Below are 21,259 nucleotides of genomic sequence, written 5' to 3'. Positions count from 1 at the left end.
GACAAGATGTTCAAGTATATTTTTTCCTTAATTGATAAAACGTTTGTCCTGATTTTTTTAAGTCACATTATTTATGTACTGCCTTCACGGCAATTTTAATTAATCAATCTGGGTTTCCAGATTAGCCGAAGTGTAGCATGTGATCCTGCTATATGTACTTTGCCAACACTCTCCAAACTGCTCTATTGATCCAAAAATAAACAATATTATTCCGATAAAAAATCTAATAAAAATAAAAAAAGCCAATCATGATTGATTGGCTTTTTAATAAAACTTAATGATCGTTGACGAGTTCACGTCCTAGTTTTTTCATACGTGGTTTATAGAGCACATGATAGGTAACACCTAAAATGACCAGCCATACTGGACTGACGTATAAAGCTTTCAATGTATCTGGCTCTAATGCCAAAATAACTAAAGTGAAAAGCATGAATGCCAAAACAACATAACTCATCCAAACGCCACCTGGCATTTTGAATGTTGATTTTTCATGTAATTCAGGACGTAATTTACGGTAGCGTAAATAGCACACCATGATGAGGCTCCAGACACTAATGAATAGAATCACACAAAGTGAACTTGCCAAAGTAAATGCTTCCATCGTGTTTGGAACAAAGTACTGAAGCACCGCTCCGCCCATGATAAAGGTACAAGAGAAAATCAAACCATTTGAAGGAACTGCGCGTTTTGATAAACGACCAAATGCACCAGGTGCCTGACCGTCTTTTGATAAACCAAACAACATACGGCTAGTTGAAAACACGCCGCTGTTCATTGAAGACATGACCGAAGATAGCACCACCAAGTTCATGATGATTGCAGAAACCGGAATACCCGCATTTAAGAACAACTCAACAAACGGACTTTTATCTGCACGAATGTGATCCCAAGGGGTTACCGACATCACAATAAACAGTGCCAATACATAGAACAAAATAATACGTACTGGAATCGCATTAATTGCTTTCGGTAAGTTCTTCTGCGGGTCTTTGGTTTCAGCAGCCGTCGTACCTACAAGTTCCACTCCGACAAAAGCAAATACAGCAATCTGGAATCCTGCCAAGAAACCTTCTGTACCTTTCGGGAATAAACCGCCATGTGACCAAACATTACTGATGCTTGCAACAGCGCCTTGCGGAGCTTGGAAATGGCTGAAAATCATGTAGCCGCCCACTCCGATCAGGCCAATAATCGCCAAGATCTTAATAAGAGCAAACCAGAATTCGATTTCACCAAATAGACGTACTGTTAGTAGGTTAAGACCCATCACAAACAATACACAGCCTGCACTAATCATGGCTTGCTGTATTGGTGAGAAACTTGCACCGTCAGGCAGCCAGAAACCTAAATAGTTAATGACCGCTGAAAGGTCCGCAATACCCACCAGCACCCAACCTAACCAATAAGTCCAGCCCAAATAATAACCAGCCCAAGGACCAATCAAGTCATGAGCCATATCAACAAAAGATTTGTAATGCAGATTTGCAAGGAGCAACTCGCCCATTGCACGCATTAAGAAAAAGAACATTCCTCCAATAATCATATAGATCAAAAGAATTGAAGGACCTGCGAGGGAGATGGTTTTGCCCGAACCCATAAATAGGCCAGTTCCAATTGCACCGCCAATTGCAATCAGTTGTAAATGACGGTTAGACAGTTTTCGTTGCAGATGATCAGGAGAATTTTCCGTATCTGAATGACGAGCCGTTGTCATATTAAAATTCCTTTTTGAATTCCTTTGTTAAGATCAGCAACCTATGGCGAAAATCGAACCGTATGCCTAGGTCACTGAATCTGTTCACCAAAAATGACTGGTTAAACCGTATCTATCTTCCTTCTGTTAGATACATCATCATTTTTGGAGTAAAAACGAATTACTTTTGTGCTGCCGTCACGGCAATTTCAATTAACCAATCTGGATTGACCAAGTCGGCCTGAATTGTGGCACGCGATGGAGCAACACACCCTTTTAACCAGTCAACCCAAATTGCATTTACGGTTGAAAAGTCAGAAAGATTTTTTAAATAGAGCTGTGCAGAGAGCAAGCGAGATTTGTCGGTATTGGCTAATGCCAAAAGTTCATCAATCGTTGCAAGAATTTCACGAGTTTGGCCTGCCACGTCTTGCTCGGTATTTTTAGGTACCTGACCTGACAGATAAACTACTTTGTTAAAAACAGTCACGGCGCTCATGACTTCGTTAGTGTTAATCTTTTGTATATCTGAATTAGACATTCGGATTTCCTTATACCTGATTAATAAATTGAACACGGGCGGTGACAGCACACATCAGTTCATAGCCCACCGTACCGGATGAAACTGCGACATCATCAATAGGTAAAACGACGCCTGTACTTGATTGGCCCCAAAGCACGACTTCACTGCCGACTTTGGCACTTTCAATACCTGTTAAATCGACTGCCAACATATCCATGCTGACACGACCAATTGTGCGAGTGCGGACTGAGTCCACTAAAACAGGCGTACCTGTTGGTGAAATACGTTGATAACCATCAGCATAGCCACAAGCGACAATTCCAATCGTCATGGGCTGCTCTGCGACAAAGTTTGAACCATACCCTACACTTTCATTCGGCTCTAAATGCTGAACGGAAATAATTTCACTGCGTAAGCTCATGGTGGGTTGTAAGCCCCAGTCTGCAATACTATGCGTCGGGTAGTCTGGCGAGCTGCCATAGAGCATGATGCCGCTACGGGCATAATCTGATTTGAGCTGGTCTTGATAACGCAGAATTGCCGCACTATTACTTACCGATCTTTCACCCGGTAAATCCTTAACAATTTCTTCAAAAGCATTGATTTGATAATCAATACCTTGCTGGCCGAAACGCTCGCCATCTGCATCTGAAAAATGCATCATGTGCGTAATCTTGGAGACATTTGCCAAGTTATTTAAACGTTCCCAAGCCTGAACATAGTGTTGTGGCTTAAAACCAAGACGATTCATACCACTGTTCATTTTTAAGCAAACATTAAATTGAGCAGGATAAGGATGGTTTTCAACCCACTCAATTTGCGCTTCACTATGAATGGTGAAACTGAGTTGATATTGCACACAATCAAATAAATCTTGAGGAGAGAAAATTCCTTCGAGCAATAAAATTGGACCTGTCCAACCTAAAGCACGAATGCGTTTTGCTTCATCAAGATCAAGTAAGGCAAAGCCATCTGCTGCTTTAAACGCTTCATAAACACGTTCAATTCCGTGTCCATAAGCATTGGCTTTTACAACGGCAAAGACCTTACTGTTTGGCATAGCCTTGCGTACCACCGCCACGTTATTTTGTAAGGCTTGACGGTGGATGACTGCGGTAATAGGACGAGGCATGATTACTTTCCTAACGTCCGTTATGCAGCATGCGCGTGTGAATAACGCTGAATTGAAAGACCATCTGTACTGATATCAGTCTTATGATTCAATACAATGTCACTGATTAATTTTCCTGAACCACATGCCATGGTCCAGCCTAAAGTACCGTGACCTGTATTCAAGAACAGATTTTTAAAGCGAGTTGCGCCAATAATTGGTGTACTGTCTGGTGTCATTGGACGTAAACCAGTCCAGAAAGACGCCTGTGCCATATCGCCGCCCGGGAACAAGTCCTGAGTCACCATTTGCAATGTTGCACGGCGGTCTTCATTCAGGCCTAAGTTAAAGCCACTTAACTCAGCCATACCACCTACGCGAATACGTTGGTCAAAACGAGTAATCGCAATTTTATAGGTTTCATCAAGCACTGTAGATTGTGGAGCAAAAGCAGGGTCAACAATTGGAATCGTCAACGAATAACCTTTCACAGGATATACAGGCAACTGTAGATCAAGTGGTTTCAAGAAATCACGTGAATAGCTACCAAATGCTAAGACATATCGATCTGCGGTTAAGACCTTACCATTGACCTGAACGCCCTTAATTTCATCGCCTTCAACAATCAATTTTTCTACGTTCTGGTTGAACTGAAAGTTAACACCCAACTCTTTAGCAATTTGAGCTAAAGCATTGGTAAATAAATAACAGTCACCTGTTTCGTCATTTGGCAAATGTAAACCACCAACAAGTTTATCTTGTGCATTTGCCAACGCTGGTTCTACACGACCAAGTTCGTTGCCATTTAATAATTCGTAGCTTACGCCGCATTCTTGTAACACGCTAATGTCACGTTGAACTGCTTCCATTTGCGCTTCTTTACGGAATAACTGCAACGTGCCTTTTGCACGGTTTTCGTAATTAATGCCTGTATCTTTTCTGAGTTCACGTAAGCAGTCACGGCTGTATTCAGCCACGCGCATCATACGCTCTTTGTTCACAGCATAACTTTGTGGATTACAGTTTTTCAGCATTTGCGCCATCCACTGTAACTGCCACATACTGCCATCTAAATTAATCGCAAGCGGTGCATGATGTTGAAACATCCATTTCACAGCTTTAAAAGGAATTCCTGGTGCTGCCCAAGGAGTCGAATACCCAGGCGAAATTTGACCTGCATTACCAAAACTTGTTTCTTCGGCAGGACCTGACTGGCGATCGAGAACAGTAACCTCAGCTCCTTGTTGAGCTAGATAATAGGCACTTGCCACTCCAATAACGCCGCTACCTAAAACAATTACGCGCATTTCCATTCCCTCACGCACACCAGTTTATTTAACTAGTATATTTCTGCTTCAATAGTTTATTTCACTGTTTTTCAGGCTATAATCTAGGTAAATTTATGTTTTTCTCGCGAGAATTTAAAAAAAAGAGGAAATATCTATGCGCCCCTTAGATCGTATAGATCGCATGATTCTGGACATTTTGCAGCGTGAAGGACGAATTGCGATTAGTGAATTGGCATCGAGAATTAACCTGTCGACCACCCCCTGTTCGGAGCGTGTAAAGCGTCTTGAACGCGATGGCATTATCATGGGTTATTACGCTCGACTAAACCCAGCCTTTGTGGACCGTAACCTGCTTGTCTTTTTAGAAATTAAGTTATCTGCCAAATCTGGCGATGTGTTTGATCAGGTGGCTAGAGATTTAGTTGAGATTCCTGAAGTGCTTGAATGTCACCTTATTTCAGGCGAATTTGACTACCTCGTAAAAGCGCGTTTAAAAGAAATGAGTGCATATCGCCGCTTATTAGGAGATCTGCTAAAGAAACTCCCTGCTTCGGCATCGTCACACAGTTATGTGGTTATGGAAGAAGTCAAAGAAACTCTATATCTAGATGTAAGCAAGTAAAGCGAAGCTCCATTGAACTCGCTTTACTCAAGTTTTGAAAATTAGAAATATTTTAAAATCGAAATATGTTTATTTTGATGTTTGAACTTCGAGAACCACTTAACTGCTGGATAGAGTGCAAAAGACAGTACAATCGTGATTAGCCACAGCATCCATACATGGCCGACCGACAAATAGCTCCCATAGTTAGCTCCCCACATATTTAGCGCAAACACATATATCAGTTTCAACACATATAAATGCAGTAAGTAAAAGAACATAGGCACCGAGCCAAACACCACCAAGGGTTTTAGAAATGAATATTGCTGCATACGCTCAAAAGCAACGAGCACAAGCAAGCCAATTCCAACATTTAGCAAAATAAATAATAAAGACGGCGGATACTTGGTGAGGTTAAAAAAGCTCATGAGACTCAGTTGTAATGACTCAAAATGTTGCCACGGCTGGTCGCCATAGACATTGATAAAACGCAGTAAAACAAACAATCCAATACTTACTAAACCAAGGCTAAGTAAAGTGCGGCTTCTTTGCTTTGCTGAATATTTTGAACTAAAGAACTGACCTAGCGCATAGCCCAATAAAATCACGCCAATCCAAGGTAAAACAGGATAGCTTGTGCGAAGCTTGATGCCTGCAATCTCAATCCAACCACGGTCATGTAAAACCAACCATATATTTTGTAAGACGCCTTGTGAGAAGTGCACCGAATCTAACAAGTTGTGCCCAAAAACAATAACCAAACCTGCGCCCGCAAGAACAGGCAAAGGCAAACTTACACAACACGCTAGCACCACCATACTGATACCAATCGCCCAAATCACTTGTAAATAAATGACTTCGGGTGGAAAAGTTGCTGTCCATGCAAAGTTCACCAGCGTGAGCTCTAATGCAATCAAAAATAAGCCACGCTTTAATAAAAAAGCACGTGTCTGCTGTAAATCTTGTTTTTTTGATTGAAATAAAAAAGCAGAAATACCGGTTAAAAGTACAAAAACTGGAGCGCAAATATGTGCCAATAATCGACTACCAAATAAAGCCAGTTCTGTTACTGTTACGTCCATTGGATCGGTAACCTGTTTATGTAAATAGAAAGTTTCTCTTACATGGTCGAGCAACATAATAATGATGACCAGACCGCGTAAAGCATCAATCGACTGTAAACGTTCAATATTTTTTTCTATAGACATAGCAGTAATCAACAAAATAATGTAACGTTATACTATTACATTTAATTCCTTTTGTCTTTTTATGGCTGATTATTTATGCGACACAAATTAGGATTGTTGTCTTCGTTAGGTCTATCATTTATATCGACCCTCACTTGGGGAGAGGAAACATCAACGGTACTTGAGACCATACGCATTCAGGCCGAAAGCACCCGAGAAGATGTGAGCCAAAATAGCTCGGCAACTAAATTTACTCACGATGTTTTAGATGTCCCTTTTAACCGTGCTTATCTTTCTAAACAAATAATGGAACAACAAGACGTTCAACGAATTGATGACGCATTAAGCTTGGTGAGTGGGGTTTTTCATCAAAATAGTTTCGGTGGTGGTTTTTGGGATAATTACTCTTTCCGCGGTTTTAGTACCGACCCTAATTTAGGTGCCTCAATGATCCGCAACGGCTTGAGTGTCAACCGAGGAATTAGTGCTCCAAAAGATGTAGTAAATATTGAATCTTTAGAGTTTTTAAAAGGTCCAATGGCGGCGCTATATGGCCGCGGCGAAACAGGAGGTTTACTTAACCTCAATAGTAAAAAACCACAATGGGAAAGTGAAAGTGAAGTTAACTTACGTGCTAATACCCAAGAACAATACCGAACTAGTCTGGAACATACCGCGCCTATAAATGATGAACTGGCTTACCGTGTAGCCGTGGCTCACGAAGATAATCAAAGCTTCCGTGATCATGTCAGCAGTGAACGTTGGTTCTTTTCACCACAGCTCACATGGAAAATTTCAGACCAAACGCAACTCGACTTTGATAGTGAATTTACTGAGCACAAAGGAACCTTTGACCGTGGTGTAAGTACAGTCAATCATGAGTTTGTGATGGACCCGAAAACATTTACAGGTGAACCTGACGATGGCGATTTGAAAATAAAAGATTACTTTTACCAATTACGTCTTAGTCACGAGTTTAACCCTGACTGGAAACTAAACAGTGCAGTCAGCTATAAAGACGCCAGAATGGTCGGCTTTGCAACTGAACCACGACGTATGCAAGCCGATAGTCGTACTTTAGAGCGTCAACGTCGCTATCGTGACTATACAAGTGAAGATGTTCTGGCTCAGACAGAGTTACTTGGCAAGGTTAATACGTCTTGGGGACGTCATGAAATTTTACTTTCAACCGAGCTTGGTCAACTCGACTATAAGCAAAACCAGCTTCGTCGCAATCACAGCACAAGCTCAACAAACACAATTGATATCTACCAACCTGAATACGGCAAATATTTACCTAGCTTAGATCCATTTACCAACACCAAAGAGCGCCAACGCTATTTTGCGCTTAATGTACAAGATCAGATCTTTTTCAATGACCAATGGAGTGTACTATTTGGCAACCGTTTTGATCAGGTCGAACAAGACTTTAAAAACCATATAAAACAAACCGAAAATAATCAGACGCTTCACCAAAATAGTCCGCGTTTTGGAGTAAATTTTAAAGCCTCTGACCAATGGGCTTTTTATACCAACTATGGCCGCTCATTTGCCATGAATAGTGGTATGAACCGAAATAGTCAGACTTTTGCTCCGGAAAAAGGTGAAAGCTATGAAGTCGGTACCAAATATAAAATGAATGACCAAAGTGTGCTGAGTCTCGCTTTGTTTAAAATGAAAAAGCAGAATGTACTGACGACAGATCCTATCAACAAAGACTTCCAAACCGCAGCAGGCGAAGTAAGTAGTAAAGGGATTGAGTTTGACTTAAATAGTCAGATCACTGACCGCTGGTTCATCAATGCCAACTATAGTTATACCGATGCTCAAATTGAAAAAGACCAAGACTTGGCAAAAGGTGCACGTCTGAGCAATGTTCCAAAACACCAAGGCGCTGTAAGTACCAACTATGAGTTTCTACAAGACGGTCCGAGAAAAGCAGGTGTAGGAGCTAACCTCACCTATGTCGGTGAACGCAGCGGGCATAACCTAGACAATGGCTTTAATTTACCAAGTTATACGCTGGTCAATTTAAATGGTTACTATGCTCCATCAGACCGCTTACGTTATCAGCTGAATGTGAACAACCTGTTTGACAAAACTTACTATGTGTCAAGCTATAGCGATTTATGGGTTCAACCAGGTGAACCACTAAATGCTTCAATCTCAGCACAATGGAAGTTTTAATTGATACATAAATAAAAAGCCCGAATTATTTCGGGCTTTTTTATTAGAACATACCATTTTCATTGACGAGCGGGTCGGGCTGTACTTGCCCAATATCCCAAAACTCAGCAATTTTGCCCTTTTCAAAACGACAAATATGAACCACAGCCAAGGTGGTTAAGCCGTTCATTTGCATTTCAAGTTTTGAATGCACAGCAACCAAATCACCTTCTTCAATGACATGTTGAACATCAAAGACTTTGTTGGGAGTTTCAATTGCACTTTCACGCATCCCTTCCTTCAAAGAAGTCGCATCACCCGCATAATAAGGGTTGTGATGCTTGAAGTTCGGCGCAGTATAATTGCTGTAAGCTTCATCAACTTCACCAGCTGCGGCAAGTTCTAAAAACCGTACTGCAATTTGTTTTTGAGATAAATTCATGATTATCTCCTACTCTTTATTTTAGACCTTACTGCAACAGGTCATCTTCTTCGTCTTCCTCAAAGACATAGGCCATACAGCCCCATCCATCATATTCGCCCTGAAATTTCTCAGCGATGCTGGCAAACCATTGTTCCAAGTCAACAATGTCTGAATACTCAGGTTCCATGTTAACGAAGATGGTAATCACCCACTCATTTGGCTCAACAGAGTCATCTTGAAAAAGTGAAACTTTTTGTTCTTGGTAAAGCAAATAGAGTGCACATTGCTCTGCATTTTTCTGATCTTGAAAAGCAATTGAAAATTCAATTTCATGCAGCTCGGTTAAATCATCCCCATCTTCAGCCATTTGCCAAAGTACGTTGCCGTTATCGTCATCTGGAAATTGTTCGTAGTCACGAGTCATAAAGTGTTCCTTGTTGTTGTCGCAGTATTAATATTATTCGACATCAAGAATACCCGACTTTTATTGCAGTTTGGGTATATATTCCGTTCCCAATTGCATCAAATTAATTTTTTAATTATATAAATTTTAAAAAGGCACTTGTGACTCAATCACCACATCCGTTCCATTTAATGGATGCTGGAAAGCCAAATATGCGGCATGTAAGGCCATGCGGTTTAAGTGAAAACGTTTAGGCTCAGGGTGATATAACTTATCCCCCATAATCGGATGTCCTATATGCATCATGTGCACACGTAACTGATGCGAACGTCCTGTTACAGGTTCAAGCAATACTCGACTTTGATCTGTTTTTTCATCATAAACCAAGGGCTGAAACAAGGTTTTGGCGTGTTTACCTAATTCAAAATGTACAATTTGTCTTGGGCGATTTTCCCAGTCGGTAATGAGTGGAACCTCAACGCTTCCCTCTTGTGCGACTTGGCCTTGCACCAAAGCAATATAATGTTTTTTGACTGTTCTGGCCTGAAACATTTTACTTACCGCAACTTCTGCATCACGGTGTTTAGCAAACATAAGTAAGCCTGATGTCGCCATATCTAAACGATGCGTAACCTTAGCTAAAGGGAATTTTTCCAGCACCCGTAAATAAGCACTGTCATGATGCTCAGGTAACCGTCCCATGACCGACAACAGACCCGCAGGTTTATCAACCACAATTAAATCGTCATCTTCAAATAGAATTGAAAGTGGATCTTGTGGTGGAGCGTAAACAAAGTTGTCGTTTAAAGGCATGGTCGTAGAAGCAGCAATGGAGCATGGCGGCAAATCATAAAGAAATTTCAGACCTACCGCAAAACAATCTATAACGCTCTACTCATGTTCCACGTGAAACTCAGAAAATCTTTATCGTTTTTTATTCATTTCAGCCAAAAGATCGAGCTGAATTTCTTGAATATGCGCGAGTCTTTCCCATTGATGCGACAAAAGATGATCCATTTTTTCATGCAAATGGCGAATCTCAAGCTCGGCTTTTAAATTAATCTGATAGTCATGTTGAGAACGTAAGCGGTCTTTTGCTTCTTGGCGATTTTGGCTCATCATAATAATAGGCGCCTGAATTGCAGCTAAACATGACAATACTAAATTCAGCAAAATAAAGGGATAAGGGTCGACGGGACGTACAACCATCACCACCGTATTTAGAATAATCCAGCCTGTCAAAAATAGAGCAAAGCAAATGAGAAAAGCCCAGCTACCACCAAATGTCGCGATCTTATCTGCTAACTTTTCTCCAAATGTCCAATTCTGATCAAAATCCGACTCTGTATTTCGGCTAATCAACTCATGGCGTTGCATACTGCCGATCACTTCATTTTCTAAATTAGATAACTCACCCTTTTCCGAACGTAATAGCGACTGCACATATTTAATTCGATAATCTGCCAGATCAGCCCGACAAATAAAACTTGAGTAATTCCAATCTGGATAGTCTTTTAAAATTTCGTCGCTAATCACATTACGGATGACTTCACCAGACACTAGATCTTTTAAAGGAAAATTTTTCCCACAAACGGCGCACTGCCGACACTGATTTTTATTCTCCATATTATTCAGCTCTTTATTATGATATTAAGATTATTATATAAACAATTTTGGCTGATCACATCGTAAATAAAAATAGTAATCTAACCTAAAATCTGTAAAGTCGCTGGTACGATTTTTCGATGGGCAGGAATTACAGGTAGCATATACAATCGCCCAAGCCAATTTTTAATATGCACTATTGTAGTTACGGTAAGCACTTGAGTCTTTTCATTCTTGTATATAGATAACGTCACATTTAAGTGCTTGTCATCATCTCCAATCACTAACTCATTTTCGGTACGCTGCAAAAAAGTAAAAATTCCAATTCGGTCGCCTGCCACATATTCACTTTCTTTTTTATGAGTATCAATTTGCTGAAAACTTCCTAAATCTTTAAGCCCAATCTTTGAAGTAATTTTATTACGCATATTCATGCTCCACTCTACCCACTGCGGAGTGTGCTGGAATAGCTTAATAAGTTGCTGAAATACATTTAGGTCGGGTTGACCCAGCACAATGCTCCACGAGTCGTGGAAGTAAGCATTTTTCAATTGAGATGAGATTTGACTGTCGGTAGGTAAAGCAGAAAGATAAGGCTTATTCATTAAATTATATTCTTGTAAAGTATCGTTTTTATTATAGAGAATTTTTTAGGGTGTCAAGGGAAAACATCTATGGTTTACTTCAACAATTATAACTTTGTAAGTTATAACCTTGTGCCTATAAACTTTTGATCTATAGCGTCCTAAGCCGAATCGAGACCTTTTGGGTGAGTACACACTAACGTTATACGTTTTGGTGCATGCTACTCTTTTCGATCCCCATCACACCCTTGAGATATAGTTTAGCCAGCACCCTGCGGGATTGTTTTTCTAAGAAAAGCGAATTTTTAATATTTTTGGGAATTTTTACGCCATTAGACAAATTTAAAAGAATTTATTCCCACTTACCCATAATTAGATAAATTTAAATTCCACTTTATTTGTATTTTTCGGTTTATTTTACCAAATCATTCATTGTTTTGACCAATAGGACATCAGGCTATAAAAGTAAATTACCCTTCATTTTTTAGTCATGAAGGGCAAAAGCCTTTTATGAAGAGATAAAACCATGTTTACGGGCTTGGTAAACGGTACATAATGCGATCAAGGCAAAAACTAGCATAAACCATGGAAAAGAAGCTGCCCCAAAACTTACAAGCAGTCCCCCGCCAATCATTCCACCGAATGCAATAGCAAGGTTAAATACAGTGACCAACATAGACTGTGCTACATCTGCTTCGTGTCCCGCAGTATTTGCCAGAGCTGTTTGTAATAAGGTCGGAGCTCCACCAAAAGTGACTCCCCATAACACTACACCCGCCAGTACGACAAAACTTGAAGAACTATAAACACCCAAGAGCGCTGTTGCGATTGCAAAGATAAATAAGCTCAAAAGTGTTATTTTTCTTAATGAATGATCAATAAACATGCCTGTAATGAGAATGCCTACAATTGAAGAAATGCCGAATATAAACAGGATAGTCTCAACGTTGTATGTCTGTCCTGTGGAGGCCAAAAATGGTGAAATATAAGTATAGAGAATGCTATGTGCCAATATCCAAAGAAAGACAACTGCTAAAACAGCTCTAATGCCCGGCATTAAAAGAACTTTTAAAATGGGTAACCTTTTTTGCGCTGACTGTCCTGCAAAATCAGGAATGCTAGAACGAATCCAGACAAATAAAATCAATGCCAATAAAGACATGATCCAAAACACGCCACGCCATTCAAACAGCGTTCCCAACCACGCACCCAAAGGAACTCCTATTGATAAAGCTATCGGTTGCCCAACCCCAGCGATTGCTAAAGCTCGTCCTTGATACGATGCAGAGACCATGCGTCTTACATAACCCGCTAAAAGCCCCCAAATAACACCCGCTGCCATCCCTGCAATAAAACGAGCAACTAAAGTCAGAGTATAGTCATTTGATAAGGCAGTAATCGCGTTAAATAAAAGTAACCCTGCAATAGCACTGAGTAATAAGGGTCTCCGATTCCAACTACGGGTAAGGCTAATCAGCGGTATTGCTGCTAAAACAGACCCTAAGGCATACACTGCAATAAGCTGCCCTGCATAAGCTTCTGAAATATGTAAGCCTTGACTGATTTGGGGCAAAAGCCCTGCTGGCATGGTTTCTGTCATGATGGTCAGAAAGCCTGCAACTGTAAAAGCCAATAGTTTCCAAATTGGTAATTGAGTAGAGAATTCATCAGTTAACTGATGAGATGTTTCATTACTCTTAGTATTCATAAAGCTTTACTCTCACATTCTTTTACAGCGCACTTACTCTGCTTTGTATTGCTATAAGCTTGTTTTATCAGATTAGGATGAGAAGGCATTTGTTCTCCATGTGAACTAAAATCATTATTTTGGAATGTTCGTTCCAGTTCAAGTTAAATAAAAACCTTAACTATCTCAGCTTAACCATAGTTAAGGTTTAAATGAGTTCTATAAAACGTTTAAAGCAACCTCGACCACATCCATTAAACATTGCTTTCTTTGTTCATGAGGACTGCCTTTCCCTAAAACACGTAAGCCTTGAATCGTATTTACAAAAAAACTCGCTAACGCTTGTGAGTTTTGGGTAGAAGAAATTTCACCAGACTTTTGAGCTTTAATGAATAAATTTTCTAAAGCATGTTGTAGTTTCTGTAGGTTACTCACAACAAATTGAGCGACATCTTCATCATGGCCAGCCAGTTCCAAACAAGCATTTGCGACAAGACATCCTTTGTGTTCTGGATCACTTAGCTCATCTTTAACCACATTTATCAGTAATTGCCGAATCAGTGCTTTTGGTGAGCCTGAACTAGACAATAGTTTCACATTGTTAAGTGTGGTTAAAAGTTCATAGCGCTGTAACGCTTTTTGATAAAGACCCTGTTTGTTTTGAAAGGTACTGTAAAGGCTACTTCTAGATAGCCCCGTACCGTCAACCAAGTCTTGAACTGAAGTTGCAGCATAACCACGGCGCCAAAAAACTTGCATTGCAGCATCAGCAATTTCATCAGTTTCAAATTCTTTTGTACGCATACATACACTTAACAGGAACGATCGTTCCAATTAATTTATGACAGGAAGATAGAGAAGTCAAACTAAAAATTAATTTAGATAATTTATTTAGAATGTTTTAATTAGGATCAATTTTAATTATAAAAACTACTTCACTAGCAACCGTTTAGCCGATTCAATAATAATCGCTCTACGTTTTTCATGATTATCAACATCTTCTAAAGGAGTTAACATTCTGGCGACCTGAGGCAACATAAACCAACTATTCGCAAGAGCTAAAATCAGGAAGGCCAAATAGCTCGCTTCAATTTCATCGGTTACCCTGCCTTCCTCTTGCTCTTTTTTAATTGCTTGAATTTTATAATTATAGTTTTCACGACGGCTACTTTCATTTGGTACTTCTTGTGAAGAATAAATCAAACCTTCCCAAAGTAATAAGCGGCTAAGTTCAGGATGAGCGCGATGATAGTCATAAGCACGGCCTGCGTACTCAGCAATATCTTCTTCTTCAAAAGATTTAAGCGGTACAGCTTTTGCAACTTTAATTAACTCATTACTTAAAACAACAGCAAAAAGCTCTTTTTTAGGACCAAAATAATTGTAGACACGCTCTTTATTAACACCTGCAATCTTTGCAATTTTATCAATAGTTGTGCCATCAGGACCTTGCCGAGCAAATTCACCAACTGCCGCATCCAGAATCTTTTGTTTCGTCCCTTCCGTATCCCAAGACATAATTTTTCCTCTTGCATATATTATAAAAAAATATTATAAGGTGTATCCAACCAATTGGTTGGATTTTTTTGGAACTTCATAATGCGCAACAATATTATAATTTTTGGTTATGGAACAGGAATTTCTAGAGCTCTTGCATACCGCTTTGGTAGAGAGGGTTACTCAGTTGGTTTAGTTGCACGAAATGCAGAAAAACTTAAACATGCTATTTCAGAACTCAATGCACATAATATTGAAGCTTATGCATTTTCAAGTGATCTAAGTGATATTGAAAATATCCCTGAACTCATCAAAAAAATTAAAAATCAATTTGGAGAGATTAAAAATATTCACTGGAATGCTTTCCATGAAATTGAAGGAAATTTATTAGAAGCCAATCCACTCGATCTGACTAAAAGTTTTCACATTCGGGTTTCAAGCTATATTGCAACCGTACAAGCTTGTTTAAATGATCTAAAAAGAAATCAAGGAAGTATCTTGTCGACAAATGGAATCTTTGCGCTCGATCTAGTCGGTGTAGACTTAGTTGCCAAAGAATACTCATCTTTGGCAATTGCTGCCGCAGCCCAATATAAAACAACTAATTTACTTGCTCATAGTCTCGCTGACTCAAATGTTTACGTGAGTCAAGTAATTGTGAATGGCTTTGTAGATGGAACCCCAGGATCAGAAGATAAAGCTTATACAGTACATCCAGAAACTATTGCAGAGCAGTTTTGGTCCTTACAACAACATAAGAAAGAAACCTCTGTATTGTGCGGTAAAACGATTAAAGTCGCTTAAATTTTAGAATTCATTATCAACAATCCATTTAATAGATAAAATATTTATTAAATAACAATATCTTAACAACATCTCTAATATAGAGGAATTTATGAAAGTACTTCATATCAACTCATCAACTCGTGGTGAGAATAGCCAATCACTACTTATTGCTGAACAAGTAATTGCTAAACTTAAAGCTAAGCATAGTGATTTAGTTATCGATGAGTTCAATCTTTTTGAAGATGATCTACCTGCGTTCGATAAAAATGCTGTTGGTGCAAAAATGGCTTTATTTACTGGACAAGATTCAAACTCTAAAGAAAAAGAAGCATGGACAAAAATCAAAGAGGTTTATGATCGTTTTGCATCTGCCGATATCTATGTATTTAATGTTCCTCTTTGGAACAACAACATTCCTTACATCCTAAAACAGCTTATCGACGTTGTAACTCAACCTGGTTGGTCTTTTGGTTTTGATCCATCTACAGGTTACACAGGCTTGTTAAATGGTAAAAAAGCTTATTTAGTAGTTGCGAGTGGTGTTTACTACGAAGGTATTTCTAATAACTTTGGCTCTGACTTTGCAACGCCTTACCTCAATGACTGGTTAAAGTTTATTGGTGTAAACGATATTGAAAATATCCGTATTTCACCAACTGTACTTAATACAGATTATGAAAAAACAAAGAAAGAAGTGATAAGTGATATTGAGAAATTAATCGCTTAATAATAGATAAAGAGGTTTATTAACTTTCTAATAAACCTCGACAACTTAGCTTAATAATAAATTCTAAGAAGAAGGTAATAATAATGCGGATTGGCTTAACAGGCACCTATTCATCTGGTAAAACTTTAACTTCATTAATCATCAGTGATTATCTAAATCTCCCTCGTACAGAAGCAAGAACCATGCGTGAAATCTTGCCTCATGCGGCACCAGGTAAAACACTTGAAGAAGTCAGCTCTCCCGAACTAATTCAAATGATTATCACTAGGCACATGGATCGTGTGATTCATGAATATAAGCATAAAGAGCGCTTTATTTCTGATGGTTGTTCTTTACAAGAGTGGATTTATGGAAGTGTTCGAGTCAAATATGGCATGAATCCAAATCAATCAATCGATTTAAAACAGGGTGAAACAGTCTCTAAAACCGCTGAACTCGCTTATTTCGAAAGTATCATGAGCGAATTAGGCAAAGTATTTAAACGCCATGTAAAAGAATCATTTGATGCATTCATTCATTTACCGAATGAACTTCCTTTAGCAAAAGATGGGCATCGACCAGTCAATGAACTATTCCGTTCAGCATCAGATGATCTTTTAAAAGAAACATTTGATGAGTTGGGAATCAAATACCACATTGTCGGGGGTACGTTGGAACAACGTGCAAATACTATTTCAGAAATTTTAAATATTAAACCTGTGAAAACAATTGAGGAATCAATCGCTTCGGCTAATGCAAAATACAAAACATTAATTATGTAAATTTCATTTTAAATAAAACAGCCATTCAACATCCAAACATCATAGAGGTGTGAAGTGAACCTATCATTTTTCAAAGAAGTTGATGAATTTTTAGGTGATAAAAATACGCGTTATTTTGGCGCAGGGTATATTAATAGTTCTCATGACATCTATAATTTTCAATATGAATCCGATGATATAGAAACTAATAAATTCAGTTGTTTAGGCAAGGTCGTTTTGCCTCAAACATGGTCTATCAAAAACAATGGAAGCCAAAAACCCCATTTAAGTACAATCGATATTATTGAGCTTGCTTTGCTCACATTTGATCAACTGATTCAGGCGATCCACAACCGCACAATTTGTTATAAAAAGCTAATCCATAAGATGGTGATTCGTGCAGGTAAAAGCCCGATTGAATCTGAGTTTGATAAGATTGTGATTAGTGGAAGCGTGTCTAAAGAAGATCGTGATAATAATGTAATGAATCTAAATATTTCAAATATGAGTATTGAGATTCTTTATAAAAATGACGTAAGTAAAATAGAACCCAGTGAATTTGAGGAATATCTCAAAACTCCACTGGAAATTAACGATGTCATGATTAATGTAGATGAACTTAAGGCTTCTGCATTGGTAAATAACAAACGAATTTTAAATGAGAATGTTGAACCTTGGTCAACATCTTGTTTATTTTCAGTTGGTTTACAACTTGGGCAAATTTTGCTTTACCAATTAGATTCAATTAGTCGGGCTGAAAGTAATACCTTATGGATGAAAAAGACAGAAATTCACTTTCTATCTGATCGACCAAATATGGATTCTTCTCACCCTATCTTTACTCGTTTAGATAATGTACGACGCTATAAAGCGGGCGACCACGATTGGCGAAAAGCCGATATCTATTCAATTCTTGGTAATACAAAAATTATTTGTAGTGTTACTCATCAACTGCCTCATATTTCTTAGTCCCTATGAATAGCAAAATAAATTATGCAGTTGCTATTTGTGAACCATTAGAACTTGAACATCCAGATTCATTTCTGGATGTTCAAGTTCCTTACCCACAAGCACTGCCTCACGATGTTATTGTAAAAGTTCAAGCAATTTCAATTAACCCTGCCGATACGCGGGCACGACGTAGAAAAACTAAAGATAACCAAACTACAGTTTTAGGATGGGATGTTGTTGGAACTGTTACTGAAATTGGTTCACATGTTCCTGAAAAATTTAAAATTGGAGATACAGTCTATTATGCAGGTGATATTAGCCGCTCTGGAGGTAATTGTACTTACCATGCAATTGACTCAAGATTAATTGCTCATGCGCCTAGCACTATTTCTATAGAAGATGCGGCAGCTCTTCCCTTAGTATCATTAACTGCATGGGAAGCATTAGCTGAAAGGCTATCACTTCAGATTAGCTCTACTCATTCAAACAGCCAGCTTCAACATACCAATAAATCAAGATCTTTATTAGTGATTGGAGGTGCTGGTGGCGTAGGCTCAATGGCAATTCAACTTGCTAAACTTGTTCCACAGTTGACAGTTATCGCTACAGCTTCACGGCAAGAAACGAGTAATTGGTGTCGGAAATTAGGTGCCGACCATATTATAAATCACACTCAAGACATTCCAACTCAATTATCCAAATTGGGTTACTCTGAGGTCGACTATGTTTTGATCTGCAATTCACCAGATTCATATTTTAATATTCTGCCAAGTATTACAAAGCCATTTGGAAAAATTTGTAATATTGTGCCTTTTTCTCATTTGCATGATTTCAATCTATTGATGAAAAAAAGCCTCTCATTCCATTGGGAACTTATGTTTACACGCTCTAGTTTTCAAACTACAGATATGGCAAAACAATCTGAAATTTTATATCATATTGCAAAGCTAATTGATCAAAATATTATTATTTCACCAAGACTTACATCTCTAGCTCCTATTAATGCTGAAAAAATTAAGCAAGCACACCAGTTGGTTGAATCTAATAAGACAATTGGCAAAATTGTAGTGGTTAATGAAAAGCAAAGTTAAAGCAACATAGAAGAAGCGTAATCAATTAGGCTTCTTCTCGTTTTTAAATTTATGTTTGTATGTTTCAGAATTCTTTAATTTTTTTCATACTCTGAAGGATCAATTTTATATTTTTTAAATAAAATTGAACGCACGGAGTCTTTTATACTTTCATCATGTTTAATGATTAAATAAATATCTTTTTTAGTCAGAGGAATTTCTTTTAATAAATCTGGCAAATCTGCTGACCTGATAGCACTGACTTCACTAGGTTGTTTCAAGATATTTTGATCTTGTTTTTCAAACTTAAAATCTACACCTTGTAAGTTAAAATAGACCATAACTCTTCGATTTAGAGAGTCACTATCATCATATAAAACTGTTCCTGCTGGGAGGATTGTATATGGTGAATAGTTATCGAAATTTGATGCTATTCGTAGAGGTTTCTCTAGAACATGAATTTCTGGAGTCTTTGTACGGTTCCAGAAGTAATAATTTAATAAAGACTGTATGATGAAAATTGAAATCAGTACGGTAATTAATAAATTTTTTTTCATATCCTCTTCTTATTAAAAATATCTTTTATTATTTAACTACAAATTCATAGGTGTTATCTAAATTCCCATCCCCACTAGCATAAAAACCCGCATATATATGAATTGTAAAAGTTCCCTTATACTTTGGAACTCCAGAAATTTTTAAATTATTATAAGCATCCGCTTCATGTTCATCTATTGGGCTAATAGAGATATTCATATCACTAGGGAAATTAGTTTCAACTTCAAAAGAATATGGTATCACTCTACCACCTGATATGTTTAATTGCTGATTATATGCCTTACCTACATAGGCTACTGGAAGTCTTTCAGGCTCAATTGTATATTCGTGACCACACCCTGCCATAAGTAACAAGGGAATACCTAAAGTTATCAAGTCAAGTTTCAGATTTTTAAACAAATTATTTTTCTTCCCATACAATTGGAAATTTTTCTGATTTAGAGACATTACCAATCATTGCAGAGAAAATTGCTTGGCATTCTAAATTGATTTTTTTAACTGAACTGATATCTATAGATTCACAGCTTCTATTATCACTATTTGAGCAGAATTCTACAGATACATCAATTTTGTTATTTTCAATTTTATCTATATAAGCATCTAACTTTTGGTTGTGATTAGCAGTGTTATTACAAACAATTTTTTTTGATGATAACTCTCTTATTTTATCTAAGGCCTTATTATCTTTAAAATTAATAGAAAAATTTAAATTTTCATTACTTTTCACAATATGATCTATTGTGAAATTTGAGATTTTTTCACTACATCCAGTTAAAAAAATTAGTCCTAATAGATAAAGAAATTTTTTCATTCCAAACTCTATTGAAAATTGGATTTTCTTATAGCTTCTTTTGATACCAAAATACTATCTACCACAACTTTACTGCTTTGTAATAAGCCACCAAAGACTACTCTACAAGACATATTGCTAGTTAATAATTTTTCCAATTGGTTCTTAGCGATACATACATTCATTGATTCATCTTCGCAAACTTTGAAGTATCCAGACAAAGTATATTTTCCATTCTTTAACTTTTCTCCTTCAACTGAGATAGCACCTACAATAAGATAATTTTTAATATTATCGCACTTAAAATGTGAATATTTATAATTCCCGTTTTGATAAATATTCTTTAAATCATCAGTTGTTTCTAAATTAAATTTAAAAATATCACCATTCATACCATCCATATGAGAATAAGTTAAATTCTTAAGGACTATATCCTTAAAATTTTCTTTCTCATTTTTCGCTAAAGGATTACAACCTGACAATAAAATGGATAAAATAATTAAAAAATATTTATGCATCTATTCATTCTACAATAATTAATTTATATTTCTTATTTAGCTCATCACTACCACGGCCATAAAACCCTGTTGAAATATTTATTGTATATTCACCTTTATGTTTGGGAATACCTTTAATTGAAAAGTCATTAAAACCGCTAGTGTCATTATTTGGTTGAATTTTTAATCCTAAATCATCAGGCATATCAGTATCTATTTCAAAATACTTATCCACTACTTTTCCGCCAGTAATTTTTATATTCTGGGAATATGCTTCATTGACATGAGCTACAGCGAGTTCCTTTGGTTGTACATCATAGTTGCTACAACCATTAAGGGTCATTGCCAATAGAATATATCGAACCATGTC

The 21,259-nt window shown here is 37.7% G+C and carries 25 protein-coding genes; 7 read left to right on the top strand and 18 right to left on the bottom strand.

Annotation, left to right across the window (positions count from 1 at the left end):
* Nucleotides 1-274: 274 nt before the first annotated feature.
* From B806_RS0100480 to B806_RS0100465, 4 genes are all read right to left on the bottom strand, one after another.
* On the bottom strand, nt 275-1,714 hold the full coding sequence (locus B806_RS0100480; protein ID WP_002118023.1) for an amino acid permease: 1,440 nt from the start codon (nt 1,712-1,714) through the stop codon (nt 275-277).
* 160 nt (nt 1,715-1,874) lie between these two features.
* Nucleotides 1,875-2,234 carry a RidA family protein gene (locus B806_RS0100475; protein ID WP_000071347.1) on the bottom strand — a complete coding sequence of 120 codons (360 nt, stop codon included), beginning with the start codon at nt 2,232-2,234 and terminating at the stop codon, nt 1,875-1,877.
* A gap of 10 nt (nt 2,235-2,244) precedes the next feature.
* Entirely contained in the window at nt 2,245-3,348 is a 1,104-nt protein-coding gene (alr, locus tag B806_RS0100470) for an alanine racemase (protein WP_017387405.1), read from the bottom strand.
* A 20-nt stretch (nt 3,349-3,368) separates the two neighbouring features.
* A complete protein-coding gene (locus tag B806_RS0100465; RefSeq protein ID WP_002118025.1) occupies nt 3,369-4,634 on the bottom strand; it encodes a D-amino acid dehydrogenase in 1,266 nt (421 codons plus the stop codon).
* A 136-nt stretch (nt 4,635-4,770) separates the two neighbouring features.
* Here B806_RS0100465 and B806_RS0100460 point away from each other — a divergent pair, with 136 nt between their 5' ends.
* Nucleotides 4,771-5,238, top strand: a complete 468-nt coding sequence (locus B806_RS0100460) for an Lrp/AsnC ligand binding domain-containing protein (RefSeq protein WP_017402492.1) — start codon at nt 4,771-4,773, stop codon at nt 5,236-5,238.
* A 41-nt stretch (nt 5,239-5,279) separates the two neighbouring features.
* Here the strand turns inward: B806_RS0100460 and B806_RS0100455 are convergent, their stop codons facing one another.
* A complete protein-coding gene (locus B806_RS0100455) occupies nt 5,280-6,425 on the bottom strand; it encodes a DUF1624 domain-containing protein (RefSeq protein ID WP_017402491.1) in 1,146 nt (381 codons plus the stop codon).
* A 75-nt stretch (nt 6,426-6,500) separates the two neighbouring features.
* On the opposite strand from B806_RS0100455, the gene B806_RS0100450 reads away from it, so the two are divergent.
* Entirely contained in the window at nt 6,501-8,591 is a 2,091-nt protein-coding gene (locus tag B806_RS0100450) for a TonB-dependent siderophore receptor (RefSeq protein ID WP_017402490.1), read from the top strand.
* Between the two features lie 43 nt (nt 8,592-8,634).
* On the opposite strand, the gene B806_RS0100445 is transcribed toward B806_RS0100450, so the two are convergent.
* The 8 genes from B806_RS0100445 to B806_RS0100405 all read right to left on the bottom strand — a co-directional run bounded on the left by B806_RS0100445 (nt 8,635) and on the right by B806_RS0100405 (nt 14,791).
* Nucleotides 8,635-9,012, bottom strand: coding sequence for a nuclear transport factor 2 family protein (locus B806_RS0100445; protein WP_017387409.1), 378 nt, complete (start codon nt 9,010-9,012; stop codon nt 8,635-8,637).
* 28 nt (nt 9,013-9,040) lie between these two features.
* Complete coding sequence (locus B806_RS0100440; RefSeq protein ID WP_017399750.1) at nt 9,041-9,418, bottom strand: ribonuclease E inhibitor RraB; 378 nt, start codon at nt 9,416-9,418, stop codon at nt 9,041-9,043.
* Between the two features lie 126 nt (nt 9,419-9,544).
* Nucleotides 9,545-10,210, bottom strand: coding sequence for an RluA family pseudouridine synthase (locus B806_RS0100435; RefSeq protein ID WP_017402489.1), 666 nt, complete (start codon nt 10,208-10,210; stop codon nt 9,545-9,547).
* A gap of 111 nt (nt 10,211-10,321) precedes the next feature.
* Nucleotides 10,322-11,023, bottom strand: coding sequence for a DUF1003 domain-containing protein (locus B806_RS0100430; protein ID WP_016802481.1), 702 nt, complete (start codon nt 11,021-11,023; stop codon nt 10,322-10,324).
* 80 nt (nt 11,024-11,103) lie between these two features.
* On the bottom strand, nt 11,104-11,607 hold the full coding sequence (locus B806_RS0100425; RefSeq protein ID WP_017387412.1) for a DUF2867 domain-containing protein: 504 nt from the start codon (nt 11,605-11,607) through the stop codon (nt 11,104-11,106).
* A 487-nt stretch (nt 11,608-12,094) separates the two neighbouring features.
* On the bottom strand, nt 12,095-13,294 hold the full coding sequence (locus B806_RS0100420; protein ID WP_017387413.1) for an MFS transporter: 1,200 nt from the start codon (nt 13,292-13,294) through the stop codon (nt 12,095-12,097).
* Between the two features lie 198 nt (nt 13,295-13,492).
* Complete coding sequence (locus B806_RS0100410) at nt 13,493-14,077, bottom strand: TetR/AcrR family transcriptional regulator (RefSeq protein WP_017387415.1); 585 nt, start codon at nt 14,075-14,077, stop codon at nt 13,493-13,495.
* Between the two features lie 126 nt (nt 14,078-14,203).
* Nucleotides 14,204-14,791, bottom strand: coding sequence for a TetR family transcriptional regulator (locus B806_RS0100405; protein ID WP_017387416.1), 588 nt, complete (start codon nt 14,789-14,791; stop codon nt 14,204-14,206).
* A gap of 81 nt (nt 14,792-14,872) precedes the next feature.
* Between B806_RS0100405 and B806_RS0100400 the strand changes: the two genes are divergently transcribed.
* The 5 genes from B806_RS0100400 (at nt 14,873) to B806_RS0100380 (ending at nt 19,065) form a co-directional block, all read left to right on the top strand.
* Nucleotides 14,873-15,574 carry an SDR family NAD(P)-dependent oxidoreductase gene (locus B806_RS0100400; RefSeq protein ID WP_017387417.1) on the top strand — a complete coding sequence of 234 codons (702 nt, stop codon included), beginning with the start codon at nt 14,873-14,875 and terminating at the stop codon, nt 15,572-15,574.
* Between the two features lie 91 nt (nt 15,575-15,665).
* Nucleotides 15,666-16,283, top strand: coding sequence for an NAD(P)H-dependent oxidoreductase (locus B806_RS0100395; RefSeq protein ID WP_017387418.1), 618 nt, complete (start codon nt 15,666-15,668; stop codon nt 16,281-16,283).
* Nucleotides 16,284-16,366: 83 nt separating this feature from the next.
* Nucleotides 16,367-17,044 (top strand): AAA family ATPase, encoded by a 678-nt coding sequence (locus tag B806_RS0100390; protein ID WP_017387419.1) that lies wholly within the window; start codon nt 16,367-16,369, stop codon nt 17,042-17,044.
* A 54-nt stretch (nt 17,045-17,098) separates the two neighbouring features.
* The gene (locus B806_RS0100385) at nt 17,099-17,992 is read left to right on the top strand and encodes an AvrD family protein (protein ID WP_017387420.1); all 894 of its coding nucleotides are present in this window, start codon (nt 17,099-17,101) and stop codon (nt 17,990-17,992) included.
* A gap of 5 nt (nt 17,993-17,997) precedes the next feature.
* Nucleotides 17,998-19,065, top strand: a complete 1,068-nt coding sequence (locus tag B806_RS0100380) for a zinc-binding alcohol dehydrogenase family protein (protein WP_017387421.1) — start codon at nt 17,998-18,000, stop codon at nt 19,063-19,065.
* Between the two features lie 74 nt (nt 19,066-19,139).
* On the opposite strand, the gene B806_RS0100375 is transcribed toward B806_RS0100380, so the two are convergent.
* From B806_RS0100375 to B806_RS0100355, 5 genes are read right to left on the bottom strand one after another with little or no spacing between them, the layout of a single operon-like run.
* Nucleotides 19,140-19,601, bottom strand: coding sequence for a hypothetical protein (locus B806_RS0100375; protein WP_017387422.1), 462 nt, complete (start codon nt 19,599-19,601; stop codon nt 19,140-19,142).
* Between the two features lie 28 nt (nt 19,602-19,629).
* Nucleotides 19,630-20,049, bottom strand: coding sequence for a hypothetical protein (locus tag B806_RS0100370; protein WP_017387423.1), 420 nt, complete (start codon nt 20,047-20,049; stop codon nt 19,630-19,632).
* Nucleotides 20,003-20,413, bottom strand: a complete 411-nt coding sequence (locus B806_RS0100365; RefSeq protein WP_017387424.1) for a hypothetical protein — start codon at nt 20,411-20,413, stop codon at nt 20,003-20,005. The genes B806_RS0100370 and B806_RS0100365 overlap by 47 nt, the downstream gene beginning before the upstream one ends.
* Nucleotides 20,414-20,421: 8 nt before the next feature.
* A complete protein-coding gene (locus B806_RS0100360; RefSeq protein WP_017387425.1) occupies nt 20,422-20,910 on the bottom strand; it encodes a hypothetical protein in 489 nt (162 codons plus the stop codon).
* A 4-nt stretch (nt 20,911-20,914) separates the two neighbouring features.
* Entirely contained in the window at nt 20,915-21,256 is a 342-nt protein-coding gene (locus B806_RS0100355; protein WP_017387426.1) for a hypothetical protein, read from the bottom strand.
* Nucleotides 21,257-21,259: the final 3 nt, after the last annotated feature.

The organism is Acinetobacter sp. TG2027 (assembly GCF_000302435.1).
GTDB lineage: Bacteria > Pseudomonadota > Gammaproteobacteria > Pseudomonadales > Moraxellaceae > Acinetobacter > Acinetobacter pittii.
This window is presented reverse-complemented; position numbering and strand designations above follow the sequence as displayed.